Origin of the sequence: Variovorax gracilis, assembly GCF_030317115.1 — a bacterium.
Taxonomy (GTDB): Bacteria; Pseudomonadota; Gammaproteobacteria; order Burkholderiales; family Burkholderiaceae_C; genus Variovorax; species Variovorax gracilis.
Genome location: NZ_JASZYF010000046.1, coordinates 1 through 25,413, shown reverse-complemented (window position 1 = coordinate 25,413; position 25,413 = coordinate 1). Strand labels below are relative to the sequence as shown.

The 25,413-nt window shown below is 62.3% G+C and carries 22 protein-coding genes and 2 pseudogenes; 9 read left to right on the top strand and 15 right to left on the bottom strand.

Features of this window, described 5'->3' with window-relative positions; all coding sequences use genetic code 11:
• Positions 1-126: 126 nt before the first annotated feature.
• Positions 127-540: pseudogene (locus QTH97_RS34290) on the top strand (IS110 family transposase); the annotation flags it as partial.
• A gap of 319 nt (positions 541-859) precedes the next feature.
• Here the strand turns inward: QTH97_RS34290 and QTH97_RS34285 are convergent.
• The 6 genes and pseudogenes from QTH97_RS34285 to QTH97_RS37115 all read right to left on the bottom strand — a co-directional run bounded on the left by QTH97_RS34285 (position 860) and on the right by QTH97_RS37115 (position 6,187).
• Entirely contained in the window at positions 860-1,882 is a 1,023-nt protein-coding gene (locus QTH97_RS34285; protein WP_286573061.1) for an IS110 family RNA-guided transposase, read from the bottom strand.
• Between the two features lie 194 nt (positions 1,883-2,076).
• Positions 2,077-3,146 (bottom strand): annotated as a pseudogene (locus QTH97_RS34280) (Tn3 family transposase); the annotation flags it as partial.
• Between the two features lie 218 nt (positions 3,147-3,364).
• Positions 3,365-4,885 (bottom strand): caspase, EACC1-associated type, encoded by a 1,521-nt coding sequence (locus QTH97_RS34275; protein WP_286573060.1) that lies wholly within the window; start codon positions 4,883-4,885, stop codon positions 3,365-3,367.
• Positions 4,886-4,887: 2 nt separating this feature from the next.
• Positions 4,888-5,268: an effector-associated constant component EACC1 gene (locus QTH97_RS34270; RefSeq protein ID WP_286573058.1), complete on the bottom strand. Its 381-nt coding sequence runs from the start codon at positions 5,266-5,268 to the stop codon at positions 4,888-4,890.
• A gap of 62 nt (positions 5,269-5,330) precedes the next feature.
• Positions 5,331-5,855, bottom strand: a complete 525-nt coding sequence (locus QTH97_RS34265; RefSeq protein WP_286573057.1) for a hypothetical protein — start codon at positions 5,853-5,855, stop codon at positions 5,331-5,333.
• A complete protein-coding gene (locus tag QTH97_RS37115; protein ID WP_353655697.1) occupies positions 5,822-6,187 on the bottom strand; it encodes a DUF4158 domain-containing protein in 366 nt (121 codons plus the stop codon). The genes QTH97_RS34265 and QTH97_RS37115 overlap by 34 nt, the downstream gene beginning before the upstream one ends.
• Positions 6,188-6,468: 281 nt before the next feature.
• Between QTH97_RS37115 and QTH97_RS34255 the strand changes: the two genes are divergently transcribed.
• Positions 6,469-7,161 (top strand): alpha/beta hydrolase family protein, encoded by a 693-nt coding sequence (locus QTH97_RS34255; protein WP_286573054.1) that lies wholly within the window; start codon positions 6,469-6,471, stop codon positions 7,159-7,161.
• 199 nt (positions 7,162-7,360) lie between these two features.
• On the opposite strand, the gene QTH97_RS34250 is transcribed toward QTH97_RS34255, so the two are convergent.
• From QTH97_RS34250 to QTH97_RS34225, 6 genes are all read right to left on the bottom strand, one after another.
• A complete protein-coding gene (locus tag QTH97_RS34250) occupies positions 7,361-8,701 on the bottom strand; it encodes a vanadium-dependent haloperoxidase (RefSeq protein ID WP_286573052.1) in 1,341 nt (446 codons plus the stop codon).
• Positions 8,702-8,978: 277 nt separating this feature from the next.
• Positions 8,979-9,989 (bottom strand): dienelactone hydrolase family protein, encoded by a 1,011-nt coding sequence (locus QTH97_RS34245; RefSeq protein ID WP_286573050.1) that lies wholly within the window; start codon positions 9,987-9,989, stop codon positions 8,979-8,981.
• A gap of 5 nt (positions 9,990-9,994) precedes the next feature.
• Positions 9,995-11,764, bottom strand: a complete 1,770-nt coding sequence (locus QTH97_RS34240; protein WP_286573048.1) for a winged helix-turn-helix domain-containing protein — start codon at positions 11,762-11,764, stop codon at positions 9,995-9,997.
• Positions 11,765-12,222: 458 nt separating this feature from the next.
• Positions 12,223-12,861 carry a flavodoxin family protein gene (locus QTH97_RS34235; protein ID WP_286573046.1) on the bottom strand — a complete coding sequence of 213 codons (639 nt, stop codon included), beginning with the start codon at positions 12,859-12,861 and terminating at the stop codon, positions 12,223-12,225.
• A gap of 237 nt (positions 12,862-13,098) precedes the next feature.
• Positions 13,099-13,740, bottom strand: a complete 642-nt coding sequence (locus tag QTH97_RS34230; RefSeq protein ID WP_286573044.1) for a hypothetical protein — start codon at positions 13,738-13,740, stop codon at positions 13,099-13,101.
• Between the two features lie 23 nt (positions 13,741-13,763).
• Positions 13,764-14,264, bottom strand: coding sequence for a hypothetical protein (locus QTH97_RS34225; protein ID WP_286573042.1), 501 nt, complete (start codon positions 14,262-14,264; stop codon positions 13,764-13,766).
• A 524-nt stretch (positions 14,265-14,788) separates the two neighbouring features.
• On the opposite strand from QTH97_RS34225, the gene QTH97_RS34220 reads away from it, so the two are divergent.
• The 6 genes from QTH97_RS34220 (at position 14,789) to QTH97_RS34195 (ending at position 20,823) form a co-directional block, all read left to right on the top strand.
• Positions 14,789-15,169, top strand: a complete 381-nt coding sequence (locus QTH97_RS34220) for a response regulator (protein WP_286573041.1) — start codon at positions 14,789-14,791, stop codon at positions 15,167-15,169.
• Positions 15,170-15,367: 198 nt separating this feature from the next.
• Positions 15,368-16,633 carry a phenylacetate--CoA ligase family protein gene (locus tag QTH97_RS34215; RefSeq protein ID WP_286573040.1) on the top strand — a complete coding sequence of 422 codons (1,266 nt, stop codon included), beginning with the start codon at positions 15,368-15,370 and terminating at the stop codon, positions 16,631-16,633.
• A 247-nt stretch (positions 16,634-16,880) separates the two neighbouring features.
• Complete coding sequence (locus QTH97_RS34210; RefSeq protein ID WP_286573039.1) at positions 16,881-17,528, top strand: hypothetical protein; 648 nt, start codon at positions 16,881-16,883, stop codon at positions 17,526-17,528.
• A 696-nt stretch (positions 17,529-18,224) separates the two neighbouring features.
• A complete protein-coding gene (locus QTH97_RS34205) occupies positions 18,225-19,460 on the top strand; it encodes a vanadium-dependent haloperoxidase (RefSeq protein WP_286573038.1) in 1,236 nt (411 codons plus the stop codon).
• Between the two features lie 614 nt (positions 19,461-20,074).
• Positions 20,075-20,344, top strand: coding sequence for a hypothetical protein (locus QTH97_RS34200; RefSeq protein WP_286573037.1), 270 nt, complete (start codon positions 20,075-20,077; stop codon positions 20,342-20,344).
• 248 nt (positions 20,345-20,592) lie between these two features.
• A complete protein-coding gene (locus QTH97_RS34195) occupies positions 20,593-20,823 on the top strand; it encodes a hypothetical protein (RefSeq protein ID WP_286573036.1) in 231 nt (76 codons plus the stop codon).
• Between the two features lie 706 nt (positions 20,824-21,529).
• Here QTH97_RS34195 and QTH97_RS34190 read toward each other — a convergent pair.
• A complete protein-coding gene (locus QTH97_RS34190) occupies positions 21,530-21,700 on the bottom strand; it encodes a DUF3606 domain-containing protein (RefSeq protein ID WP_286573035.1) in 171 nt (56 codons plus the stop codon).
• Positions 21,701-21,874: 174 nt separating this feature from the next.
• Between QTH97_RS34190 and QTH97_RS34185 the strand changes: the two genes are divergently transcribed.
• Entirely contained in the window at positions 21,875-22,492 is a 618-nt protein-coding gene (locus QTH97_RS34185; RefSeq protein WP_286573034.1) for an ATP-dependent DNA ligase, read from the top strand.
• Between the two features lie 728 nt (positions 22,493-23,220).
• Here the strand turns inward: QTH97_RS34185 and QTH97_RS34180 are convergent.
• Together QTH97_RS34180 and QTH97_RS34175 are read right to left on the bottom strand one after the other, a co-directional pair.
• On the bottom strand, positions 23,221-23,850 hold the full coding sequence (locus QTH97_RS34180; RefSeq protein ID WP_286573033.1) for a hypothetical protein: 630 nt from the start codon (positions 23,848-23,850) through the stop codon (positions 23,221-23,223).
• Positions 23,851-24,022: 172 nt separating this feature from the next.
• Positions 24,023-25,120, bottom strand: a complete 1,098-nt coding sequence (locus QTH97_RS34175; RefSeq protein WP_286573032.1) for an IS5 family transposase — start codon at positions 25,118-25,120, stop codon at positions 24,023-24,025.
• Positions 25,121-25,413 lie beyond the last annotated feature (293 nt).

The window sequence follows — 25,413 nt, the reverse complement described above, 5'->3', positions numbered from 1 at the left end:
TCGAGCATAACGTGCGATGCGTTGGTCGATCGGTATGCAATGAATACGAAGGGACCTCCTCCCGGTAGGTTCGACCGTTGCGCCATCATGTGGCGGCAGCAGGCCGTCAACATGAAAGGAGCCCTTATGAACACCATCGCACGGGTAGGTGTCGATCTGGCGAAGCATGCACTACAGGTGCACGCAGTGGATCTTGATGGAAAGGTCGTTGCGAATCGCGCGTTGGCGCGAGGCCAGTTCATCGAATGGTGCGCGCATCTGCCGGCTGGTTGCCTAGTTGCAATGGATGCGTGCTCGGGCGCGCACTTTTGGAGCCGCAAGCTCCTTGCGATAGGCTTGGATGCTCGCATCATTCCGGCACAGCTTGTCGGGCCATACCGCCTACAAGGTCGCGGCGGCAAGAACGATGCGAACGATGCCGCGGCGATCTGCGAGGCGGCATCCCGCCCTCAGATGCATTTCGTCCCAACCAAGACCGTTGCTCGGCAAGGCATGCTCTGCGTTCACCGACTGCGAGAAGGCCCCAAAGAAGAGCGAACCGGGGTCGATTTGATTTCAGTGCATCTATGGAACCGGCGCCGATTGCAAGCTCTCTTTGGTTGACGTCAAAACGGTCTGCATGCATGTATTCGGCTTGCCGGTGGGCTTGTCGAAACATGCCCGCAGCCTCGATGAGATCCGCACACCCTGTCCTCAGCAAAAAGACGGCTTGAGCCCGAAGGAGCAGCCGGCACCGAAATCAGGCTTCAGGGTGTTGGTCCAACCAGTTTTATCATCACTTCCAAGAGCTTCGCAAACCAGTGCTGGGGGTGATTTCTCCCTGCTTGACCGAAAGTGGGTTGCCCGTCGCCGGTTGCGCTCAGTGCGCAGCGCTCGGGCGATAGGGCGCGTCGCTGCTCAGCAGCGCCTGAATCACGCGGGCATTCTTGTTGGCCAGCGCGACAGCCGCGCGGTTGTAGCCGCGCCGGGCGGTTAGATCCTGCAGCCACCGGCTCTGGGCATCTGTCTTTCCTACCGCGTAGCGCAGCACGACGCGGGCACCATGAATCAGCAAAGTTCGAAGATAGGTGTCGCCCCGCTTGCTGATGCCCTTGAGCTGTGATCTACCGCCCGACGAGTACTGGCGCGGCACCAGCCCGAGCCAAGCCGACAAATGGCGGCCGTTTCGAAACTCCTTGGCCTCGCCAACTGCGGCCACCACAGCGGTTGCCGTGATTGGCCCGACGCCGCCGACGACGGCGATCCTCTTGCAAAGCGCCGAGTTCTTCATGAACGACTTGATCCACGTTTCGGCGCGCTTGATGCGATCTTCGAGCGTCTGGATCTGCTGGGCCAACTCCAATACCATCGCTTGGCAAATTTGGGTCACCTCGCCCTCGCAGGCACTGAGCACCTGCGGCACCGCACGCTTGAACGCTTCGGGCGACTGTGCCATCGTGACGCCCCTTTCACCCAACAAGCCTCTGGCCTGGTTGATCAGCGCCGTGCGCTGATGGACCAAAAGTTCGCGGACACGATGCACCGCTTGCATGTCCTGCTGCTCCACCGACTTGACTGTCACGAAGTTCATCGTTGGACGACTGGCGGCCTCGACGATTGCCTGCGCATCGTTGCGGTCGTTCTTGTTGGTCTTCACGAAAGGCGAGACGTACTGCGGGCTGATCAGCCGCACTTCGATGCCCATGGACTGGAAGCATCGGGCCCAGTGGTGGGCCGAGCTGCACGCCTCCATGGCCACGACACGCGGGTGCAACGAGCGTACCTCCTCCACAAAGCTGTCACGCGTGACCTTGGAGCGATGCACGGCATGACCTCTCCGATTCGCACCGTGAAGCTGAAACACTCGCTTGGCCAAGTCAATACCCAGCATGTCGATGTCCATTGCAGACCTCCAATCCAGAAGCGGTTGATGGGTCGTTCAGTTTGCTACCGAGGTGGCGCCGGTTCCATCTCAGTAATAACTGACGGTTCGAGAAGCCCGCAACCTTGCGGCTTGCAACAGATAAGTCCTTGATTTCGTTGAATTTCCTGTTCACTCTGGAAATCGCGGTTCGGGGCGTCGATGCGAGGTCGATATCAGCACACGGCGCTAGTTTTCGATGCAGCATGTGACGGTAGGAGCTGATTGGCGTAGCGCTCGATCGGGAAGCGGAAAACACCGCGCAGGTTGATGCCCTCCAGCCGCGTGGGAGCGATCCGCCCGATGAGTTCTGGCGGGATGACTTGGCGCCGGTTGGCCCAGCGATCGAGCACTGCCTGCATCTGCGTCGTGTTCCAGGGTTGGCCAGAAGGCTCAACGCGTCGGCCACCGCCTACATCTCGTCGGCGCGCTTGGCCTGCGCCGGACTGACACGCCCGGTGTAGATAGCGCGCTTCAGGGCGTTGACCGCTTCGCCGCGATTGAGCACCCGGCGCAGTTCGCGCCGGAATGCTTCATTGACGAAGTAGTCCGCCAGGAACGCCGTTCGCAGCAACCGGCCGAGCTGCACACCGGCCTCGTAGATCGGGTCACCCCGGGCGGCAGATCCAAACCGCGCCAGGGTCGCCACGGCGCTGGCGTGGCCGCACATGACGGAGGCCGTGAGATGGACGAGGGTGTCCCAATGGGTCTCGATCGGCCGCAGGTCAACCTCGGCCATGCATACCGACGCAATCTCGGCCGGGATTGCCATGCCATGCGGCACGTACAGATGTCGCTGCTTCAGGTCCTTCAGACGCGGGCACAGATCGAATCCGAGCAATCGAGCCAGGGCCATTGCGAAATCGGTGTGCCCGTGCGTGTCTACAGCGAGCTGCGACGTCTCGATGCGCTCCTGGCGCACGACGCCCTCGATGGCCACCCCGGCCTGTCGCTCGTTGAGCACGAACGGCTGGGCGTTGAAGATGCCCCAACGATCGCGCACATGGGAGTAGATGCCGATCGATGGCGTGCTGCGCCTGGGATCCATGCGGGCCTACCAGACTCGCTTGGTGGTCTCCATGCTCATCATGTCCGAGGAGGCGAGGTCCGAGCGGCCCCATGTGGCGGCGATCGCGTGACTCTGCATGAACTCCAACACCGCTTGGCAAGCCCGTGCCAGTCGACGCTCGTCGCCGGCCCAGCGCATCGCCTGGCGGATGCTCGCTGCCGAGAGCTCCGGCATCATGCTGCATCACATCCGCAAAGACCGATTTAATCTTGGCCGTCTTCGCCTGAACGGCCAAGCTGCGCCTGCGATCTGGTCCGCGGTGCTCTCGGCCTGACTCACGCCGCATTGCCGCAGCATCACGCGGCCGCGCTCCATCTTTGCACCAGAGCCCGCGCGACCACGATATGCCTTTCGCCTTCGGCCTTGAATCCTGCGAGGAGAACAGAGCATCATCATTACCGCCGCGCCAACCATATCAATACTGTAAGCAAGAGAATTGAGAAGACGAGAAGCAGTAACCAAACGGTCCGATCAGACGGAGACGGGGTCGGGGACGTGGACGGCGCGCGCGCGCGCGCGTTCGCCCCGGGAAAGGGGGCGTTGCTCGGTTCGGGAGCGCTTGCGGCGATTGCGCTCATTTTTTCTTTAAGGCGTTGCTCAGCGGCCATGCGCTCAACTTGCATCTGCGCTTTGCGCGCCTTGCGAGCCTCATCATCAAAATGACTTTGAGTTGGCAACTGTGGGCCGGTATCCTGCGCAGTGACAGGGCTCCCTGCCAGCTTGGATGGCTCGGCCTTATTGCTTAATACTTTCTCCGACACCACGGTCTCCACCGATACGGCGGTTGCGGCTCGCGTCAATGACAGTGCTGATGCGGGGGCCAAATCGTCAAGGGGAGGACGTTCCGCATCGGCAGGCACCTCGGTGAATTGCCTCTGAGGCGTTGGCGATCGTGATAACAGCGAAGTCGCAATCGGCCCTACATTCACATGGGGGACGCGCGAACCGGCGTTTAGGGCCTCTAGCGCATAAGCTCGCACCGAAGGAAATTTATGCGTTCTCCAAACTTCCTCCAGCATGTTTCGAGCTGCCTGAACTTTTCGCGAATCGGAGTCCAGCAATAACTGCTCTAGTCGATCCACCGCGTAGAAGTTGTGAAATTTATCGTCTTCCTGCAAAAGTTCCAGTATTTTTGGAGGAAAAACATTTTGTGTTTTTGGACTCTTTGAAATTTCGATAGGGCCTTCCGTTCGAACGGCAAATTTTTGAGGTGTTTGCCGCTTGCCCTTTTCGGTATTTTTTATCTTAGTTCTTATATAATTAAAAATTTCGTCGACATCGATAATTCCATCCGCATTTTGATCGGCATCGCCGCTTTTGATTCCTTCAATTAAATGCTTGGTGAATGACGAGGTTGACGGGCTACCAATAGCCACATCCCCTTCAAAGGAAACTTCGAATTCCCTTGAAGCGGTGAGATAAACATGGCCGCTTCCCCTGTCCGTTGGCACAAGATCTGTTTGCACTAGCGTCGGCGCCTGATCGACGCTCTTGCCGTGGCGCCGCAAGAAGGCACCAGAGTAGCAAGAGTCAATTATAAAAACTTTTCGCCCTGCAAAGGACGCGTCTGCCCTGGCGTTAACGTATTCAGCGGACAGAGAAGTGGCATGCAAATACTTTCGCCGTGTATCATGCACAATGAAATGCAGGCTCCCGCTGTCGTCCCGGTACCCGTGGCCCGAAAAATACAATAAGGTCAAATCATCATGAGTGCGCTCGCCGAAGAATTCCTCAAGCTTTTCTCGAGCCTCTCCACAGACGCAATTGTGAAGTGTCTGGACGTTGAAATTTCCGAGACTGGGATCTTCAAGTACCGCTCGAAGTTCCTTGGCATCAATTTCGGGAGACTGAAGCCCTTGAAACCCAGGATCCAGAAAGCTATCTACTGCTATCAGCAGCGCGTAGCGCCCAGTCACAGCTAATCCTTTCGAACATTCGCAGCCTTTTGCAAAAACGCCTCCGATGCTTGGCTAGCGAACTCCAGATTCGCTGTCGAAAGTTCAAGTTCCTCCCCGCCTATTTTGATTTTCAAGTGAGTCTGGGGTGGCTGCCGAGCGAGCCAATCCTTAACCACTCCGAGGACGGTGACTGCCACTCCGCCGGAGCCCAGCAGCGTAAGTGCTAGTTGGGCCGCGCCGAATTCGCCTCCGGCCTTACTTCCGGGTGCGGGCTCTGGCGTTAGGCGCTCAGCGCGAAACCCAATGTCGCGCTCACGGATCTCAGCCAACAAATTGCTGACCATGACTTCAATTCGCGCCGCGTCGGCGCCAGGAACGTAGACATCGAATTGCAGTTCCATAGTTACGACCTCTCGGATGACGGCGGGGCACAAATGAGTAGCAAGGAGTACACACCCACGAATCAACGCGACCTTCTCTCACCGCCGGTGAGGCAGATGTTGCCTGCCCCAAGCCTTGTCTGACCGGCACAGATGATCATCCAGTGGCCCTTGGGTTGCAATACGCCGCCCGCAGTAGCGCCGGGGGCAACGAACGCCGTTGCAAGCCGGTTGCCGGCGGTCGCGGAATTCCAGCCGTGCTTGCAGGAGTGTCGAGATTCGAGCACACGTTCGCGCCACGACTTCGTCTCGTCACGAAGCACGGCCCTCGCTCTGACGGCCTGCTGCAGCGTGGCCCCGTTGCTTCGGGCGCGACTCTCGTAGGCACGCTGCGCGACATGCCGGAACAATTCCTGACTGCGGCGCGATGCCTGAAGAAGCGCGATGTCCGTCAGCTCCATCAGCGTGGCGTGCAGAAAACAGACAACCTCAACAGTCTGACGGTGCTGTTCGATGCAAGCTGTCATCGACGGCCGGCGCATCAGGACGTGCGCCGCATAAGCATGCTGTTTGCTCAGGCCAATGGAATCCAGCGCCCAGTTATGCACGCCCAAGTCCTTGAGAGCGCGAATCTTCTCCAGGGTCTGCGCGGTCGTGGTCGCGGAGTGGCGCTGGGGCGGTGTCTTAAGCCACTCGAGATGGCTGCCTGAGGCCGCAGGGGAGGGTGGCGATGCTCACGCTGGGCAACCCCAACGCTTCGCACACAGCGCAGCAGAACTTTCGGTACCGTGGAAAATCGGTCCATCGGGCGGCCGCTTGCCCGAAGAAAGACCAACTGGATGGCGGCAGCGACGCGGCGGTCGTCGCGGAAGCGCTCGCAGATCGCGAAAATGTCGTCCTTGCTCAGGCTGAAGAACTGCTGGACATCGAGTTCGGACATCCTGGAGGGAAGCGTCTCAGGTGGGCCGGAAGCTTGCGATCGATCTGCTTTGCGCGATTGCGAAGTACCGGATTTATTTTCTTTCTCTTGTGAATACAAGAGCAGCCGCCAGAGGAAAACGGCGCGTGGTCGGTATCGGATTTACTTTCTTCTACGGGTGCCGAGACTGAGCCGCGGCGGTGGCAATCCCTCGATCGATCTTCGTCATTAAACCGGGTGATGCGAACCGTGTCGGGAACAATAAGCTGCTTCTCGTGCTGCATCGCAACAATTGATTGCCCGTGGTCACCGTCGACGGAGGTTTCATGCGTCGCTTCCGGTTAGTTCTATGTTCGCTGTTCATGTCGCTCGCCGCGGGCATTCCGGGGCCGGCCGGCGCCGCCGATGCGTTGCCCGCGCTGCATGCGGATGGCGCGAGAACATCGGTCTCCGGCCTGTCGTCCGGCGCCTTCATGGCGGTGCAGTACGCAGTCGCGTTCTCGGGCAGCGTGATCGGCGTCGCCAGCATCGCGGGAGGCCCGTACAACTGCGCCAACGCCGCGTTCGGCAACGTGCAGATGTGCATGACGGGCAGCCAGTCCGGCTCGCTGGCGTGGACGACCGCGCAACAGCTCGAGTCGGCGGGCCAGCTCGATCCGCTGTCGGGCATCGCCAGACAGAAGGTCTACCTCTTCCACGGCACGAAGGATTCGACCGTCGGACTGCCGGCCACCGCGGCGACACGAGATTTCTACCGTGCGGCCGGAGTGCCGACGGGCCGTCTCGCCTACGTCACCGGCCTGCCCGCCGGGCATGCCTTCATCGCACCGTCTGCCAGCGACGACTGCGGCGACAGTCGCGGTCCCTACGTCGTGCATTGCGTGGTCAAAAGCAGGCGCTACGACCAGCCGCGCGAAATCCTGAAGCACATCCAGGGGTGGTCGTACTTGTTGTGCAAAACGGTGCGCGGAGCCACGATTACTCATTTGAAATGAGTGACCTACGTGGAATCCAGCTGCTTGGACCGGCCCGCGTTCGCAAGTCCCTGCCCCACAACGATTTTTCGACCTCAAGCGTACTGATTTTCACGGAAAGTACGACCACGCCAGATTGGTAAGCCCCTCAACATGTGGCCCCTTTTTTGGAGGGGGCCGGGCATGGAGCGGGAAGCAGGCGAAGAGCGGAAAGCTCAATCTACGGGCTCACCGGCTTGAAGTGTTCCCGCACCAACTGCCGGCCGACCTTCTCGCCCAGCACACGGCCATGCACGGTCGCGGTCCGGAAGTGCATGCCACCGTGGATGCGGCCCTGTTGCACGGCATCGTTCATTTCATCCACCGACTCGAACGCAAGCGTGGCTCCGGTCACGGTGCTGTTGAGCGAGAACTGGATCTTCTTCGTTCCGAATTCCTGCCGAAGGACCTCCGCGGTCGCCCCCGTGTTGCAAGAGTGCCCGCCGGGATACTCCGGATGGTTGGGCGTGGGCACCACGGGCGTCCGTAGAGTGTCGGGCTCGGTGGCGGCGTTGCCATCGGTGTCGGCCAGCCGGATGGCGCTGGTCGGGCGCCAGGCGTTGTAGAAGTACTTCGCCTCGAAGCACCCAATGCTTGCATCCGTCTGGGCGACCATGAGCATGGCCATCAACCGGGCATTGCCAATGAGCGTGGGCTTGCTGGTAGCGAACTGGCGAAGATTGCGTGTCCAGAACAACACCGGGGATTCGGTCATGAAGCGCGCATTCTCGGTTTGCGACTCGGTGCGCTGCGTGCTGATTGCACCGCCCATGGCCTTGGTTTCGTTGAGGTCCGCGGCGTACTCGGGGCTCCCGAGCGCCGGTGGGCCGTCTGGGCGGAACTGATCGGCCGACTTGAGCGAGAACGGGCGCAGAAACGCTCGCATCCGGTTGACCGGGTTCGTGCCTCGAAACTGTCCCGGCGCTGTGCCGGCGACATAGGGCGTCAGCGAAGTCCAGCGCCCATCGTTCTCGCGTTGCGCCAGCACCTTGCGGGCCACATCGGCGCCGAACTGCGCCGATGCCAGCGCCGCCGCGTCCGCCGAGGCGATTGCCGTGTCGTAGAGGCTCTTGTACTGGTCCGATCGCGCCGGGAACAGGCTGGACAACACGGTGTAAGCGGCCCCATGGACCGCGTACTCCTGCGACATCGCGACGACTGCCGGATCGTTCGGCATGACCGCCATGAACGGCTGGTGAGTCCTGGTGATGGCGGCGAGGGCGTCATAGATTGCCACGTGCATGGTCGCCATGTCGGCGTCGTGAGTTGGCTGCCGCTCCTCGGGTGTTCCGCTCGGGGCGGCGGCTATCGTCACAGTGGCGACGCCAACCCTGTTCCAGTCATCGACGACATTCGTCCCGAACGACGTGATGGCAACAGCCTGCTTTTCCTGGCCGGCAGAACTGACGCTGCTGCCGCTGCTGCCGGTGCCACTGCCATCTCCGCCGCCGCATGCCACCATGCCGGCCGTCGAGAGGGTGATTGCTGCAACCAGGGCGCAATGATTGTTCCTGCTGTTCATCGAAGACTCCTCCTAGCATGGGCGCGGTTTGCGACGAACGCCGTCATGAGGCGACGAGCGAAGCAAATACAGTCTGGGCCTGGGTCTCGTCCAACATTCCAGTGGTGGCGCGGTTTCCGGTCCTGACGCCTCGCCAAGCGGGCCGGAGCGCCAAAGCTATCCAACCTTGCATCCATCTCCACGACTTGCCGCCGAGGTTTTGCTGAGGATTTGCCGAACTCGCTGACTTTTTGCCGAGGACAAGCCTTCGGCGCCGTTACGGATCTTCTCTATGCCCTCACTTGCGGAAGCTTCCGTCGAGGAAGTTGATGATCTCCAGCGTGACGTTGGCCTTCTGAGTGAGGTTCGTCCACGCAGAGCCCCCCTTGCCCATGCATGTCTTGCGCATCTCCTGGAGCATGGGGATGTATTGCGCGTCGGTGAACGAGCGGCCGTCAAATGCGAAGAGGCCATCCGGTTCGACGACTACCTTGCAATCCACGAAGGTCTCGGCAAAAGGCTCCCGGATCCTTCGCACCATGGCCGGATGCCCGTCAAACCCGTTGGAGGCGCCGGCGTAGACCTTGAACTTGGCCACGCCGCCGGCCGTCGCATAGGCCTTGGCCAAGTCCTGGCAGCTTTGCGTACTGGCGTATTCGTCCTTTTCACCTGCGCCGATGAAGATCTCGTACGTCGGCTTGGGGGTGCGCGGATGGAAGATGCACACCGGTGTGACGGCGATGGCCAAGGCGAAGCGTTCGCTTTCCTCCGGCAGAAAAGTTCGGTCGGCCGCCATCAGCGCGATGGTGCCGCCGCGGCTTGTTCCCATGATGGCGATACGGTCCGCGGCTATTCCATTGGCCAGGAGGTGTCGCCTGGCTGCGTAGGCATCGCGCAGTTGCGCGGAAAAGCTCATGCGAGTGTGGTCGATCAGGGTATTGCCGGCGCCCCGCGGGCCGTTGCTGTCGATGGCCAGCACGATGTACCCGGCCGAACTGAGCGAGCGGCCGAAGTGACCTTCACGCGCGTTGGTCCATCCGCCCGGCGCGTTGACGATGACAACAGCACCGCGCGGCGTGCCCACGGGCAAGAAGAAGACCCCTGGCACGGGGGTGTCGCCATTGCCAGGCAGTGGGGACACGATGGTGACGACCTTGTCCCCCTTGGGCGGCATGTGGATGTCTTCGGGCGTGAAGTACGACCAGGCGCTGGTCTGCGGCCCGTGCTGTGCCTGGAGTTCAGCGCTCGCGGCGACACACAGGAGTGCGAGGATCAGGCGCGCCGTCTGCCGGGTGTAGGTTTTCGCCATGTTCTTCAGTTGCCTCCGTCGGGTAGTCCCGCCTTTCGAAGCCCGTCGAGCAGCCGTTCGCGCTGGGCAAGGAACTGCGGATCGGTGGACGGGTAGACCTGCGCCACATGGCGAAGGCTTGCGAGCGGGTGCGCCGCCCGAAAAATGGCCATGTGATCGAGGGCGGATTGATCCCGACCCTTCAGCGCGTCGATTGCCGCCATCAGCAGATGAGGCCGCGCGCTACTCGGGAACTCCGCAGCCCATTGCTTGAGAATGCGATAGGCCTCCTCGTCGCGCCCGGTGGCGAGTGCTGCTTCTGCCAAGATCTGATTCAAACTCTGCTGGCGGCGGTTCTGAAACGGCCGCAGGTCCGTGACTTTCTGCAGATGCCGCTGCGCCTCCTCGGCACGTCCCTGCCGCACCAGCGCGCCGGCAATCCGCAAGCTGGTGACAGGGTTCTCTGATTCGACATCCAGGGCACGCCTCCAAACCCACATCGCCTCGTCCTCTCGCTCGTGCAGCATCAGCACTTCAGCCCACGCCGACAGCACTTGCGTGTTGTCAGGCGCCAGTTCCAAGGCGCGCTTGAGAATCTGCTCGGCTTGCTCCAGCGTCGCTTGCGGAGAGGCGCTGTAGAACGAATAGAACTCGCTCAGGTGGCTCACGCCCAGCGCCAGCATGGCCTCCACGGAGTACGGATCCGACAGGGTGGCCGCCTCGAGGTGACGCCGCGCGCTTTCCAGATCGGCCCTTGATCTTCCACGATCCAGGTCGTGCCAGGCCAGCGCCAGCCGGTCTACCGGGCTGATGCTGCGCCGGGACTCGCGCGCCTTGGATACCTCGATCTCGTAGTAGCGCGACTGCAGGGCAATGAGGACTTGACGGCCGAACTGCGGGCGCGTGGCGTCCGCATCGGAATTGAATTCCCCCTCTGTCAGCCGGTAAACCGCACCCGTGCCGATCTCGGTCAGATAGGTGTCGACCGAGGTCTTGCCGTCTGCTCGGTTGATCCTGCCGGCCAGGACGTATCGCACGCCTTGCTCTTGCCCGATGCGCTCGAACTGCGGTTCTGCCGGATCTTGCCGCACGGTCGCTGCCCGGCCGATGACCCGTATGCCGGCGCGTACCAATTGGCTGCCGACCACGTCGGCCAGGTCCAGGCCAAGCGTCGAGCCGTTGGCGCCTCCCTGGCTGTCGATGAAGGCAAGAACCGCCACCGAGCGGCGCTTGCGAATTTCGTCGTCGATGCTGACGCGCCCATCGGATTCGCGCTTCCACACCGCGCCGGCGCCGATCAACACGCCCAGAAGCAGGACGACACCTAAGAGGAGCCCGCGAGCCCACGAGGACCTCGTGCCGCCGGCAGGCGCAGGCGCCTGCAGAGCCGGCGCCGGCGGCGGCGGCGGCGTGGGAGCATCCTTCGCGGCCGGCTCCCGTACCTCCACGTCGAACATGTAGCCGCGCCGCGGCAGCGTGGTGATCAGTTGCTGTCCCTTACTGCCCAAAGCTGTGCGCAGGTCCTTGACACACTGCACGAGCGAGTCGTCGGTGACAACGACTTCGCCCCAGAGGACGCGCATCAACTCGTCCTTGGAGAGCACTCGACCGGCGTTGGCCAGCATGTACTGCAGCAGGGTCAACGCCTTGGGCGTGAGGGCGACTTTCTCACCGAGGCTGGCGACAAGCTCCTGACGGGCCGGGTCGAATCGAAACTCGTCGAACGCGAGGGTCCGCTCACCGGACGGGCGTCCGGCGGAATTGCCCGCCGCAACATTCAGCGCTGGATTGCTCACACCTCGTCCCGGATGCCGTCGGCAACGAATGGCCCGACCAGTGTTCTTATGCGCTGGATGTCGCCTTCTTCGCGACGCGTGTGCGGTCATCGTGAGATTGGATCCCAGCACCATAGCAATCGACAATGGTCGCCCATGTTGCATCGACCGGTTGAATCCGCAGTCGGAGGTGGACATTCACCAACCCGTCAGCGAGCCTTTCTGAAAGACACCCGCCTCAGCCTCATCGGAACGACGGAGGACGAAACGCCGCTGACCGGTCACCATGTGCCGAAGCGAGCGTAGATGATCCCTGAAATGATGAAGACGCAGAGCACGGCATTCAGGGTAAATATGGACCAAAAGATCGGAGCGGTCAGGCGAAGTGGTTGCCGTATTTTGGGTTCCGTCCCTGACCGTATCCACGCTCGTCGAATGGGCGTTGCCTTCACACGCTCAGGATGTGCCCGCCGATGAGATCACGCCCCCACATCCTTGCCCGGATAGGGCGCATTCTTGAGCAGCCGGGCCAGGTGCACCGCATTGCGAACCATCATCCGCGTGGCGTCGGCAGTGGATTCTGGCACCGGCGCTAGGTCTCGGTACTCTCGGCCAGTGCGCGCCTCGCCGACCCAGTAGGTCAGCGCGTTGGCAGCCAGCGTGAAGCCCAGGTCGTTGAGCGCCTGGTAGATCTCGGCGCCAACGTGGTGTGCGCCGTCCTCGTTGCCCACCACCGCGGCGGCGCCAACGCGACCATAAGAGGGCATGCGCCCATCTTCGCCGGCCTCGGACAGGAAGGCATCCATGCGTTCGAGCACGCGCTTGGCCACGCTGCTGGGCTGGCCGATCCAAATCGGCGATCCGATGATGACGATGTCCGATGCAATCACCTTCGCGCGCAGTGCCGGCCAGTCGTCGCCCAGACCTTCATCCGAGCGCACGCCGGGCAGGATGTTGAAGCCCGCGGCGCTGACGATCTCGCAATCAACGCCGTGCAGCGCCAGCGCCTCGCGCACGTGGCCAAGCATCACGGCGGTCGAAGACGGTTGTTCGGGCGACTTCAGGCTGCAGTTGAAGGCCAGCGCACGCAAGTCGAAGGGCGGTTTAGTCACTGTCATGATTCACCTTAGCCGGCGCCATATCTATCCGCGTGGGTTGTCTTCACAGTCCGACGTAGGTGGCGCGCGCGAGCGGGCCCTGGTGACATGCGGCTCATCGGAGCTCTCTGAGCTGCTGCCTTGGTTCGGGCCAGGCATGGCATGCAGAGTCGTCCCCGTCAGGTCCGTTACGTGCCTCCGCTGTGCGGATGCCCCATTCTCGTTTTGCTTCGCACTGCTATCCAGCAGCGTAACGTCTCAATACTTAGGACTCGATTCGACTTCATCCCGACCCAAGGTACCTGCGAGGCTGCTATGAAAGCCGCCGTGTCCGCGTTCGCGTCGGCCGCCGGCCTGCATGATCACCTTTGTCAGCCATGAACGAATGCCTAACCAGGACAACGGGGCCGCGCCTAGATGTAGCTCGTTACGGCCATTCGCCTCTGCCTTGCTCCTAACCGGCACGGAATCAGCGCGCATCGTGACGCAACCGACCGCACTGGCCATTTCCATCCAAACCGCCTGGAGAACGTCGATCTCGCCGAGTTGCAGTTCCATCGTTTCGACATCGAACACTGCGCCGGACATGACCGCCCTCATCATTGCGGCCTGCCTGGCCACGGCCTCCTTCCAAGCTGCGTAGGCATCTGCCAGTGGGTCCGGGCAGGCGCCGGCGGGCGCTGTCTCCGCAGAGTCATCCACTGAAACCGCGACCGCGGTCGCACGCGCCTCGCCTGGTTTGGCTTCTTCCGCCTCTAAAAGTGCCGCACGCGTCTCAGCCTCGGTGGTGGCGACAACTGCGAGCGGCGCGACCGAGGATTCGCCTCGTGACGAGGTTGCAGGGCTGGGCATGGTGATCCATTGCGTCGCCAACCTTCCGCCAAAGAGCGCGCTGTTCATGGAGCGTACGCATGGCGCCCCGTTTAGCGCCCGCGGCGCGCGAACATCACAAACGCCGCGGAAAGCACAGCGCCTCCGATGGCAGCGAATTTCACCGCGCGTACAGGGTCATCGTTGATGTATTCGGTCGTCCTGGTCTGAGCGCTTTCGAACTGTTTCTTGACGTCACGCACCTTGCGGTCTATGGCATCAACAGAGCTCTTGGCGAACCCGTGGGTCGCGTCCAGCGCCCTCTCCACAGCTTGTCGCGCCGGGGCGCCGGCGGCCTTCGATGGCGATGCCTTGCTCTCGGCAGGCCCTTCGGTGCTCCCGCCATTGACTTCCGGGGCCCACGATCGAACGGTGGTAACGACGGCCGTGGCCTTGTCTCCTTCAGGCTCGGGCGCATCGGTCAAGCTGGGGCCAAAGTTTGGCCCCACCGGCCGGCTGTTGGCGGTGGCAGGACCAGAGTGCACCTTCGACAGCTCTTCAACGGCCGTGCCGGGGGCTGATCCATAGTTTCCGGGGGGATTGGGAGCGGGCATGCTTGGGTTCCTTTCAAAAGGACACCCTGCGCGGTCGGTCAGCACGGGGCTGTAAGGAACCATCCCCCGCGGGGGCAGGCTGGCTCGGTCATGGCGCAGTTCTGCTCGGCTCCTCATAGTCCGCGAGTGCCAACGTCGCCGCAGGGACGCCGAACGCGACCATTGCGATCTCTGCGCTGACCGCCGTCTCAACATCGGGACATATCTGTAGAACGATGGTCGGATGGTCGTCGGAAAACCACACGTTTGTGATCGTGGCACAGGGTTCGAACAGCACGGCCCCAGAGGCAGGTCGACATCTTCGAATTGCGGAAGCCGACGCTTGAAGCCGGGCGGCGCCGCGGAGCGGCGAGTCAAACCGGCAGCATAGGGTTCGTGTTGTCTATCGAATCTACGCGGGCGGTCCTCAGACGCGAGGGCATTCGAGGATTTCCGCGACGACGTAAGCGCCTACGCCGATAGGGCCCAAGCGCCCACGGGCGCCCGACGTGAGCCTCTTTAGTTTGGACTCTACAGGGACATCTATGACCATCTCCGTTTTTCTCGTCGAAGACAACATCCAAATCAGAACGAATCTGATCCCCGCCCTCGAAGAGCTGGGATCCGCAAACGTCATCGCCACCGCCGAATCCGAGGATGAAGCGATCAGTTGGCTGTCTCATCACAAGGGGATGTGGGATCTGGCCGTCGTCGATTTCTTCCTGAAAGAAGGCACCGGCGTCGGCGTCGTGCGGTGGTGCGACGGTCGCGAGCCCAACCAGCGCGTGGTCGTTCTTACCAACTATCCCACGCAAGCCACGCGCATCGCATTCAGGGATGCCGGCGCAGACCGGGTGTTTGACAAGTCCACAGAGCTGGAGGCGTTCTTTCAGTACTGCCTGAGCAGGCACGCCAAATGCACGTAGAGCGCCCCTTGCTGCGACGCGGTCAGCACGCCGGCCCTCCCGCGTTCCACGGTCGCCGACACGACATCTTCGATATCTCTTACCTGCCTCACTATGCTGCCGCCCTTCGATCCCTGGCTAACAAGCTGCGTCTTCGCTGACGTCGGCTGGGCAACGCATGCAAGCGCGCAGGCAATTGCTGGCCTACGGGCACAGCGCTTGTCGAGCCTGCTGGCTTCAGCGGCCCGCGGCTCAGCGCTTTATCGCAAGCTCTTGGCCGGTCGTGATCCGGCACATTGGCGTCTCGGTGATCTTCCGATCGCACGCAAGGCTGAATTGATGTCCCGGTTCGACGATTGGGTCACCGATCCGACGCTTCGGCTGGATGCGCTGCGCCGATTCGCCTCCGACCGATCCTGCATCGCGGATCCGTTCCTGGACCGCTACGTGGTGTGGGAAAGTTCGGGCAGCAGCGGCCAGCCAGCGGTTTTCGCGCAGGATGCCAAGGCCATGGCGGTGTACGACGCGCTCGGATTCTGGCGCGGACCCGCGCTGCGGCGCACGGCGAATCCGTGGTCCGTCGGCGAACGCGTTGCCTTCGTCGGCGCGACAGGCGGACATTTCGCGAGCTGGGTGTCGATGGAGCGCTTGCGTCGCTTGAACCCGGCCCTCAAGGGCCGCCTGCAAAGCATCTCGTTCCTGCAGCGTGCAGACGACTTGGTTGCAGAGCTCAACGCGTTGGCGCCCGCCGTGATTGCCACCTATCCCAGCGTGGCTGTGCTGTTGGCGCAGGAGCGACTTGCCGGACGTCTCGACGCAGTGCCGCGCGAAGTGTGGACGGGCGGTGAAGACCTTTCGGCGGCGGCGCGCGAACATGTGCAAGAGGCTTTGAACTGCCGCGTGATCAACAGCTGCGGCGCCTCGGAATTCCTTCCTCTTGCGTTCGAATGCCTTTGCGGCAACCTGCATTTGAACAGCGACTGGGCGATCCTCGAAGCCGTCGACGACCGTGGCCGCGAAGTGCCGGCGGGGGAGGCCGGTGCGACCACCCTGCTGACCAACCTCGCCAACCATGTGCAGCCACTGATCCGCTACGACCTCGCAGACCGCGTGACCTTGCACGCTGCGGTCTGTGCGTGCGGCTCACATCATCCGGTCATCGATGTCCAGGGCCGCAACGACGACACGCTGCAACTGGGTCGAGGCGCGCCGACGGTTCAAATCTTGCCGCTTGCCCTGAGCACGGTGCTCGAGGACGCCGCCGGTCTATTCGACTTCCAGCTGGAACAACAAGGGCCTTGCCGCCTGCTGCTGCGCACGGGGCTGCTTGGCAAGGGGGCCGATTCGAGCTTGCGGCGCGCGCGTGCAGCGTTGTCGGACTTTCTGGTGCAACAGGGCGCGCACGGCGTCCACATCCATTGTAAAAGCGGTCAGGCGGGGCGCCGAGGTCGCAGCGGCAAAGTGCAGCGGGTTGTTGCCCTGTGAAGGGCGAGCGTGCTGGCAGCAACCTCGCTCGATGCAGACTTCTGCGTGCTTGGGTCTCGAAGAAGCGCAGCATCTCGTCGATGGCATCCGGCTCCAGGAGATCGGCAAAAGACCCGGCCAGGCTTGCACCCGACCACGCGTGCGCCGCATCGTGCAGAGTCAAGCCGCCGAGATTGGACGAACGCCAGAGGAAGGGGGATAGTCCATCCCGGACGTCCGGAATCACACCGCGAACGCGGAGAGCCAGATGAACAGCGCACGAGAGCCAGGCAGGCAAGACGATGAAGAGGATCCGCTCGACCTGATCTACGACCTCTTCTATCCGAGGCGTGTATGGGGCACGCCGGCTTTTGCCAGCGCCGATCCGGATGACCAACGGGTTGTGACCGCGCTGCACGCCCTGCTGGCTGAGGAGACGGCCACGCTCACATATGGCCTGATTCACGCCTCTCGGCTGGAGCAGAAGAACTGGCACGCAACGGCCGAAGACACGGCAATCATCCGAGTGGTTCACGAAAGGCGGGGCGGACCTGACATCAAGCTGCACACGTCTTCAGGCTACGTACATCTGAAGCAGCGATACCCCGATAGTCGCATTGAGGCACATGAGAAGGTGCCCATCGGCTACCTTGAGCGCACCTCCAAGACGTTTGTCACGGCAGGGAATTGCGCGCCTGCGCGGTTGATGAAGTACATGCTTTCCGAAAGCATGCTCACGCTGGAGATGGTCGGCGCAGACCCAGGGCTGAAGAAGTACGAGCAGTACTACTCCATCCCAGGCTTTCAAGTGGGCGACCTTATTTGTCTGGCGACTTTGACGCTGTCGCCAGATGCGGCAGAGTTCATGCGCCGCGAGATTCGGGAAGGGAGAGGGCAAATAGGGAGCGCCTCTTGAAGTCTCTAGGGAGATGATGATCGATGAAAAGCTGTCGGATCTCGGGGCATCGCGACGCGACTGTCGCAGAGGATGCGACCCATGGGGGTGCAGATCGTCATGAATGCGCCACTCAGCGGGAAGCACTCGCATGGCTCCAACGCCAGCGGCAGGACTGGTCTCGCCTGGTGGACTTGTCCTTGCCAAGGGCCGCGGCTTCGCGGTCCTGCGCCATTGCGCACGTGCGCGAACCCGTGGCCGCGCACGCCCTGAAGCCAGGCGCCGATGCCTTCTCCGACCAGTGGCGGCTCAGATGGAGGAATTCATCGAGTACTGCGTGAGGCGTGCCACGCTTCCCAGCTCCGTCGCCGAGCAGCGCAGCGACGTGGCGAGACGCTCGCATCGAATGCGCGACCCGGTTGCCTAACGGTTGATGCACGAGCTCCGCGCGACCACCGTCGACTGCACCGTGGCAGCTGAACCTACGGAGGCAGATGCGATCGAATGGCGTCACTCCGGAAACGCCGTGCAGCAACGCCGTCTCTCTGCGATCGGACGGAGTCAGCATTTTCCCCCGGCTCAAGCAAAGGCACGAGGGTGGCATCAGGAGTAAATATATCTACACCAACGAAGTTGTTCCGTAATCGCTCCATCGTACGGATGATGAAAAAAACTGCGACCGTCGCTAAGCTGCCTGTCTCCACATCGAAGACTGCAATGAAGCACGTAAACAAGCCCATGCCGAGGGCCTTGCTCGTTGCAGCTGTCGTGCTGCTCGCCGGTTTAACGGCGAGAGCCGATGTGGTCACCGACTGGAACATCAAGGCCGGCACCATTGTGGTTGAGGCCAAAGTGGGGCCACCGGCAGCCAACCGGACGCTTGCCATTGTCCAAACAGCCGTGTACGAGGCCGCGAACGCCATTGCCGGTCGCTATCCGACTTCCGATCAGCAGCTGGAGACGGCGTCCGGGGCCTCGATAGAGGCTGCGATCGCGGCAGCCAACCGGGCCACGCTGACGAAGCTCGTGCCGTCGCAACAAGCCTCCATCGACAGTGCCTACCATGCGGCGCTGGCGACGATCGCCGACGGCCCGGCGAAGAGCCAAGGCATCGCTGTGGGGGAGCAAGCGGCGGCTGCGGTCCTGGCGTCCCGCGCGGACGACGGCGCGGCTGTTGCGGAGGCGTACAGGCCTCGCGCTACCGCCGGTGTCTACGTGCCGACGGTGGTTCCGGCCGCCTCGCAGTGGCCGCAGCGCAAGCCCTGGCTGATGACCAGCGCGGGCCAGTTCCGTCCTGGCCCACCCCCCAAACTCACGAGCGACCTGTGGGCGCGCGACTATGCCGAAATCAAGGCGATGGGCGGTAAGACCAGCACGCAACGCACCACCGAACAGACAGAAATCGCCCGCTTCTGGGAAGATACGATGCCGCCTATCTATCATGGGGTCGTGCGCTCGGTCGCTCTCATGCCCGGACGAGATCTCACGCAAAACGCGCGCCTCTTTGCAGCTGTGACGCAAGGCACGGACGATGCATTGATCGCCGTCTTTGAAGCCAAGTACTACTACGGTTTCTGGCGACCAGTCACCGCGATCCGCAATGGCGACATCGACGGCAACGACGCGACGGAGCGGGATTCGTCGTGGACTCCCTTCATCGACACGCCCATGCACCCCGAGTACCCGTGCGCTCATTGCATTGTCGCGTCCACTGTCGGCACTGTGCTAAAAGCCGAAATCGGGTCGGGACCAGTCCCGCCACTGACAACAACCAGCGCCACAGCCAAGGGTGTGGCGCGCAGCTGGGCGACGATCGACGATTTCATGCAGGAGGTGGCAACAGCTCGCATCTATGACGGTGTGCACTACCGAAATTCGACTGAAGTCGGAACCGCCATGGGAAAACAGGTTGGTGAGTTGGCTGCTGCGAAATACTTGCGCCCGCTCAGGTAAAAGACTGAGGCTGCGGTCACCAGCACATCAATGTGTGCGCGGGCATACATCACACAGCGCAACGCAACGAGATCCGGTCGCCGGAGCAATGTCCAGTTCGCGGCCACGGTGCGAAGCAGGGCAGGGGGCACCGCGCGCACGGCTGGATGCGCTCGATCGGCTGCTGGGCCAACCACATGTCCCGTGGCGCCCTTGCCCTTAAGGTCACGAAAACCGAAAGAGGGGAATGTTCGCGAGCGCCGGCACCCGGACCTTGTCCCGAGCCTGCTTCGGCATTGCCGAGACCCGGTGTCGTGTAAGCGGCGCGTTGAGGGTGTGCACGATCGGCTCGCGCAGCACAGGCACCTCGCCAATAGCTCCGCCGCTTTGTCGGCAGACGTGCCTCCAGGGCGATGTCAATCTGGCTCTTGGACTTGCTCAGCACGAACCGAAGCACCGGTTTCCCGGCCTTCTTCAGAACATTGGCCGGTGTCCAGCCGAGGATGTCGATCTCCCGGCGCTTAGTTGTCCGTGCTCCAACGGCGCGCTGTCCTTCAAGCAGGGCGGCTGGGCGCCTGCACGACGGTGCTCTACGCCTTGCGCACCCTCGATTACAGATCCGAGAGGCCACAAGCATGCAAACAGACCCCAGCATTCCAATTTCTGACGGCCACTCCCTTGAATATCGCGGCTTCCGCTTTGAGCTACGCGCAGAGATCGTGCGCGGCGGCTATCAGCCCATCGCCGTACTTGTTCGAACTCCTGCGGAAGAGGAAGAGACGCAACTGCCCGACGACACCGAGGAAATCGTGTATGGGACGGAGGCGGAAGCAATCCGTCACGCCGAGCAACAGGCGATGCGCTGGGTTCATGACCACACCGGCGATGGACAGGCGCAGTTTTGAGTCGCGCTCCAGCCCCGGCCGGATCAGCAGGCCGCTCGCAAGGAAAGAAAGGATTGACGGATGCCCCAGGACCCTGACGTTCCCATGCCCGACTCCCAGCAGTCCCCTCGCGCCGCCTACCACGCTCCCGCGGAGCGTCTCGGAGCTTTGGCACCTGGCGCGCCGCTCTCGGATGAATCGATCGCCTTTGCAGAAGCCGTCGCAAAAATGTTCCGGGAAGAGGACATTCCCAACCGAGGCGCGACGCCATGAAGATTTCGCACGTCGCCTTGACGGTGATCGAGGATCCGAATCGCGAAGGTCAGTACCACTGGCTTCTGCTGCAGGCCACAGGCGATGCAGATTGGGTGGAGGAACATTCCGCTTCCGAGCACTCGTTTCCGACTGCGCACGACGCTTTTGAAGCCGGGTCGGTGTGCTGGCGAGCGGCGATGAACCGTGAGGACGACGACGCAGATCCTGTGGGTGGCGTCGAATGATCTTTGGCGCTACTGGATCGCACCGGCCGTGAACGGCATGAGCCTGGCACTCGCGGCCGAGGTGGTACCGGAACCGCCTCGGCACGCTGATCAGGGCGGTGCGCTTTAGGGGCAGCACCTCGGCTTCCGCCGCAGTACATGTTCTCGGGATCGACTGTGTCGTTGCGGCGAGTGCGCAGTCGGCACCGGCGCCGACCAGGAAAAGGGCCTTGTATGCAGGCAATACGGGTGCGCTGCGAGTTCGGAAAATTCCACGAGATCCGCCGGGGCTGGTCGCTGCACCAGTTTCAGATCGGTCGCCAAGAGTAGCGCGTGATCAGTGCACGAGCGCCATGAATGAGCAAGGTGCGCAGGTCCGGAGCACCGCGCTCGCTCAGGTGCCGGAGGCGGGTCTTCTGCCGAGAGACGTGACGGGGCATCGCGCGTGGCCAGCCAGCCCTGCAGGCAATCGAGATCGAGGTGCCCACGAAGGGGCGCATCCGTATCACGTACAAGCTGACGTCCAGCCACCGCGCGCCACTGGTTCTGGACCCCACACACGCGGAGGCTGCGCCCTAGCTGCTCTTGCGCGGCGCCTTCGCACCGACCTTTTTCGCCGTTACGCGCGCCATGGGTTTCCTGGGCTCCTTCCTAATCGACTCGACGAGCCGCGCCGTGTCGGCATCGTACTTCGCATTACCGGGCCCCATTGAGGGCGCCTTGCCGCTCATTTTTTGCTCAGGTACTCGCGCACCTTCTCCGCGCTGCTGCCGACAGCCTTGACCGCGGCCTTGAGCTCCTGCTCACTGCACTCAAGTGATTGTGTCCAGCCGCGCACCTCGTGCGGCGGGGAAATGAGCTTGCGGTCCAAGCCGGTCTTTTTGGGATCGTTTGACATGAGGGTCTCCAGTTGAAGTTGATCGACGCGCGGCTCTCTCCGCGCGATTGCTTAAAGATTCAGACCATTTCTTGCGCGCGTGCATAGCCAATTTGGCGCATTCCGCTGACAGCCGAATGCTGACGCGACGCGCAGGGTTTGGGCATGCCCCGCACCCAGCTGCCCAACACCCTCTTGCTCGACGACCTCTCGCCGATGCAGCTTGACGAGCGGCCCTTCACCTTTGGCGAGCCAGGCTGGGTCTACGAGATCAAGTTTGACGGCTACCGCCTGTTGGCCGAGTTCGGGAACGGTGACTGCGTCCTTCAAACGAAAAACGGCACGAACGCAACGCGGTGGTTCCCAGAGATCGCCCGCTCGCTCGGGCGCGTCGAGGGCGGTCCCTACGTGGTTGACGGCGAGGTCTGCGTGCTCGATGAGATGGGCCGGTCAGACTTCATCCGATTGCAGAACCGCGCGCGCAAGCGCCGCTGGTACGACGGCGCCGACTCAGTGGTTTACGCGGTCTTCGATCTTCTGGTCTATCACGGCGTCGACATCACAGCTTCGCCGCTGTCGGTCCGCAAGGAAGCCCTGGCCATGCTGTTCAAGGCCCCGAGGCCGAGCATCTTCGTGGTCGGCTACTTCGAGGAGGACGGTGAGGTGCTGTTCAACATGGCAGTGCACCAGCTCAAGCTCGAAGGCGTCGTCGCCAAGCACGTGAACAGCCGCTACCTCCCCGGGTCGCGCACCGCCGAGTGGGTGAAGGTGAAGCGGAAGAGCGCGGTGCCGGCGGAGCGGTTCAAGCGGTAGGACACGGTTTGTTGTTTTCTAGTGCCTGAGCAGTAACGCTTGTCGCAATGACCTTATGTGTGGGCTGCCGCACGCTGCGGAAGCGCTATTCAACGATACCGTTGCCCCATCGCCTTCTTAGACTCCCTTTTTCCGACGTGACTACATCCGAATCCAGTGCTGCTTTTCTCGTCGACGCCTACTTGGAAGGGCGAACCATGTCGTGGCACCTTTACAGCGCGATTGTGTGCCTGGTTGAAAGACGGTTGGCGGCTGCCAAAGTGCCGGCGCTGCACTGCTCCTTGCTAACTGAAATCGACAAACACGCTGCCTAAACAGGCGAAACTCTTCGCGGGTTGCACTGACATGGGGGGTCACCAAGGCCAAGAACGTCCTGTCCCGGGTCACGGCCCGGTAGCTCACGCGCAGAAACCTGCGGTAATCAATCAAGATCTGGTGCGAACGTAGGATGTGATCTCGCCGCGGCGTGCTGCGCCGCAGCACGGCATCGGCACCAAGCGCCGGTGAAGCGGCGCGAAGGGCCGCGTGTCAACTTGCTTTCGCCGAAGCAGATCAATGGAGGCTGTGGGCATGGGGTCGAAGGTTGCGGCGGTGGGCAACGCAGCCGCGCAGCGGCGCGTTGTCCACGGTCGCAGCCGGTGCGCCGCAGGCGCATCGTCCACATGTCCATGGCTTGCCGGGCGTGCAGCGCCCGGCCCCCGCGGCCTGGATGTTTTTCGGCGACCGCCTCAGGCTTCGACCGGCACGGCCTTGGACTTGCCGAGGCTGCCCAGGACCATCTCCCTCACGCGTTCACTGCGCCAAGCCTTGACGCGGCGTTGCAGCGTCCGCAGCTGTGCTTTTGAGGCATACGCATCCGGAACCATCGCAGCCAGCCGATCCATCAATACGCTGGCCTGCACCGACGGCTCGGCGATCAACCAGCCTTCAATGACCGGCCACGCATCGGCAAACGGGTCGGGTCGGTTTCTCCACCAGTGTTTGGCCTTGGGCTGCTTGCGATGCGTCGGCTGCGATTCGCCGTCCTTCCACGCCAGGGACAGGCTGGCGAGGAACACGGAAACCTCTGATGCGCCTTCGGTCGTCGCTTCGTTGTGCACGCCATGAGCCGCCAGGTCACTCAGCGTCTGCTGAACCGACCGGATCTCCTGCAGCAACCGCACAGGGTCGAGGCGCATGAATTGTGCGTTCAGCTGCTCCTTGATCGCCGGCTCGACGCTGCTATGCGAGAGAAGCCGCTCGCACGACGTCGCCGGCGCCAAGTACACCTTGTGCACCCGCGCTCCGTCGCGCGTCTTGGACTTCAGCTTGAACGAGGGCTGGAAGAAGTTGATGTATAGCCGTGACGACGCGTACAACTGCGCCAGTGCCTTCGTGGCCCCGGCGCCGCTTAACAGGCCGCTGAAGTACCAGTCGCGCGGCAGTCATCCGGCGTCCTGAAGTGGGCGGTTGCAGGATTTCGGGGTTTTAGGCTCGCTGCCGTCGCCGTTATCGCGCTTCGCGGGCCCGTTCTGGGCTCCCGTTTCCCCTCTACGAGGCCACCGGACGGACTTCTGCCAAGGTCCGCATGCGCACGAGGTTGTAGGCGGCCATCGTCAGCACGAACAACTGGTCGACCTTCTTGATGCCGCGCACCATCACCTGCCGGATGGGGCCGACGAACTTGGCCCAGCCGAAGCCCTGCTCGATGAGCTTTCGCTTGCGCTGCGAGATCGCATAGCCCTCGCTCCGGGCGATCTCGTCGGCCACCGCCGAACGACGCCCCGCCTTGTTCTGCGCGACGTGCGGCGTCACCTTCATGCAATGCAGCGCCTCGATGAACTCGGCCGCGTCGTAGCCCTTGTCGGCGCCGAGCGTGACCTCGGTATCCGCACTCTCGGTGGCTTGGCGCGCGTCCCTGATCATGACCTTGGCCGCTTCCCGTTCGGCAAAGCCGTCGGCCTGGGTGACCATCGCGTTGACGACCAGGCCGTGACGGTTGTCGGTGAGCGTGTGACCCATGTAGCGCAGCTCGCTGGCCGTCTTGCCCTTGCGGTACAGCTTCGAATCGGGATCCGTCTTCGACTCGTGCGTTTCGTTGCTACGTCGCTGCCCCTTGAAGTCCCCGCCACTGCCGCCACCGTCGTCACCGTCCTTGCGAACGAAGCTCTTGTGTCCGGCCCAGGCCTGAATCAACGTGCCGTCGACGCTGAAGTGCTCACCCGACAACCAATCCTTGTTCTCGGCCGTCTCCAGCACTTCGTTGAAGAAGGTGACCACTGCTTCGTGCTCGATCAGGCGCTGGCGATTCTTGCTGAACACCGTCGGCACCCAAACCGCGTCGTCCATCGCCAGGCCGATGAACCAGCGAAACAACATGTTGTATTGCGTCTGCTCCATGAGCTGGCGCTCCGAGCGGATACTGAACAGGATCTGCAGCAACATCGCGCGCAGCAGCTTCTCCGGCGCGATGCTCGGGCGGCCGCCCTTGACGTCGGCCTCGTACATCCGAGAGAACAACTCGTCCATCTTGGCCAGCGCCTCGCTGACCATCACCCGGATGCGGCGCAGCGGATGGTCGGCAGGAACGAAGTCGTCCAGCCGTCTCATGGTGAACAAGCCTTCGGTGAATGTGTCATGTCCGCGCATCGGAGCAGGTTTCGTGGGTCTGCAAAGACAACGCCTCAGGCCCAATTTCGGGGGACCATCCGGTGAGGTATTTCAGCAACCTGTTAAGCGGCCGTAGGCCGCCGCACGACAGCGCCGTTCTTCTGCTCCACCCAGGCCTGGTCGTTCTTCTTGTAGGCCCGCGAACGGGTCTGCTCGAGGCCATGTGACCCTGCCTCGTTTCCACGTACAGCAAGTCATGCAGCCAAGAGGCTGCGCTCCATTGTGACCGGGGCGAGGTATCCGATGGCCGTGTGCATGCGCACGCGGTTGTA

Bases quoted from the DNA above. Each gene is read 5' to 3' on its own strand.
- QTH97_RS34270 (WP_286573058.1), bottom strand. From the start codon at position 5,268: ATGGAACTGCAATTCGATGTCTACGTTCCTGGCGCCGACGCGGCGCGA.
- QTH97_RS34235 (WP_286573046.1), bottom strand. From the start codon at position 12,861: ATGACAGTGACTAAACCGCCCTTCGACTTGCGTGCGCTGGCCTTCAAC.
- QTH97_RS34200 (WP_286573037.1), top strand. From the start codon at position 20,075: ATGCAAACAGACCCCAGCATTCCAATTTCTGACGGCCACTCCCTTGAA.
- QTH97_RS34195 (WP_286573036.1), top strand. From the start codon at position 20,593: ATGAAGATTTCGCACGTCGCCTTGACGGTGATCGAGGATCCGAATCGC.
- QTH97_RS34220 (WP_286573041.1), top strand. From the start codon at position 14,789: ATGACCATCTCCGTTTTTCTCGTCGAAGACAACATCCAAATCAGAACG.
- QTH97_RS34190 (WP_286573035.1), bottom strand. From the start codon at position 21,700: ATGTCAAACGATCCCAAAAAGACCGGCTTGGACCGCAAGCTCATTTCC.
- QTH97_RS34230 (WP_286573044.1), bottom strand. From the start codon at position 13,740: ATGAACAGCGCGCTCTTTGGCGGAAGGTTGGCGACGCAATGGATCACC.
- QTH97_RS34205 (WP_286573038.1), top strand. From the start codon at position 18,225: ATGAAGCACGTAAACAAGCCCATGCCGAGGGCCTTGCTCGTTGCAGCT.
- QTH97_RS34175 (WP_286573032.1), bottom strand. From the start codon at position 25,120: ATGCGCGGACATGACACATTCACCGAAGGCTTGTTCACCATGAGACGG.
- QTH97_RS34225 (WP_286573042.1), bottom strand. From the start codon at position 14,264: ATGCCCGCTCCCAATCCCCCCGGAAACTATGGATCAGCCCCCGGCACG.
- QTH97_RS34210 (WP_286573039.1), top strand. From the start codon at position 16,881: ATGAACAGCGCACGAGAGCCAGGCAGGCAAGACGATGAAGAGGATCCG.
- QTH97_RS34250 (WP_286573052.1), bottom strand. From the start codon at position 8,701: ATGAACAGCAGGAACAATCATTGCGCCCTGGTTGCAGCAATCACCCTC.
- QTH97_RS34285 (WP_286573061.1), bottom strand. From the start codon at position 1,882: ATGGACATCGACATGCTGGGTATTGACTTGGCCAAGCGAGTGTTTCAG.
- QTH97_RS37115 (WP_353655697.1), bottom strand. From the start codon at position 6,187: ATGTCCGAACTCGATGTCCAGCAGTTCTTCAGCCTGAGCAAGGACGAC.
- QTH97_RS34245 (WP_286573050.1), bottom strand. From the start codon at position 9,989: ATGGCGAAAACCTACACCCGGCAGACGGCGCGCCTGATCCTCGCACTC.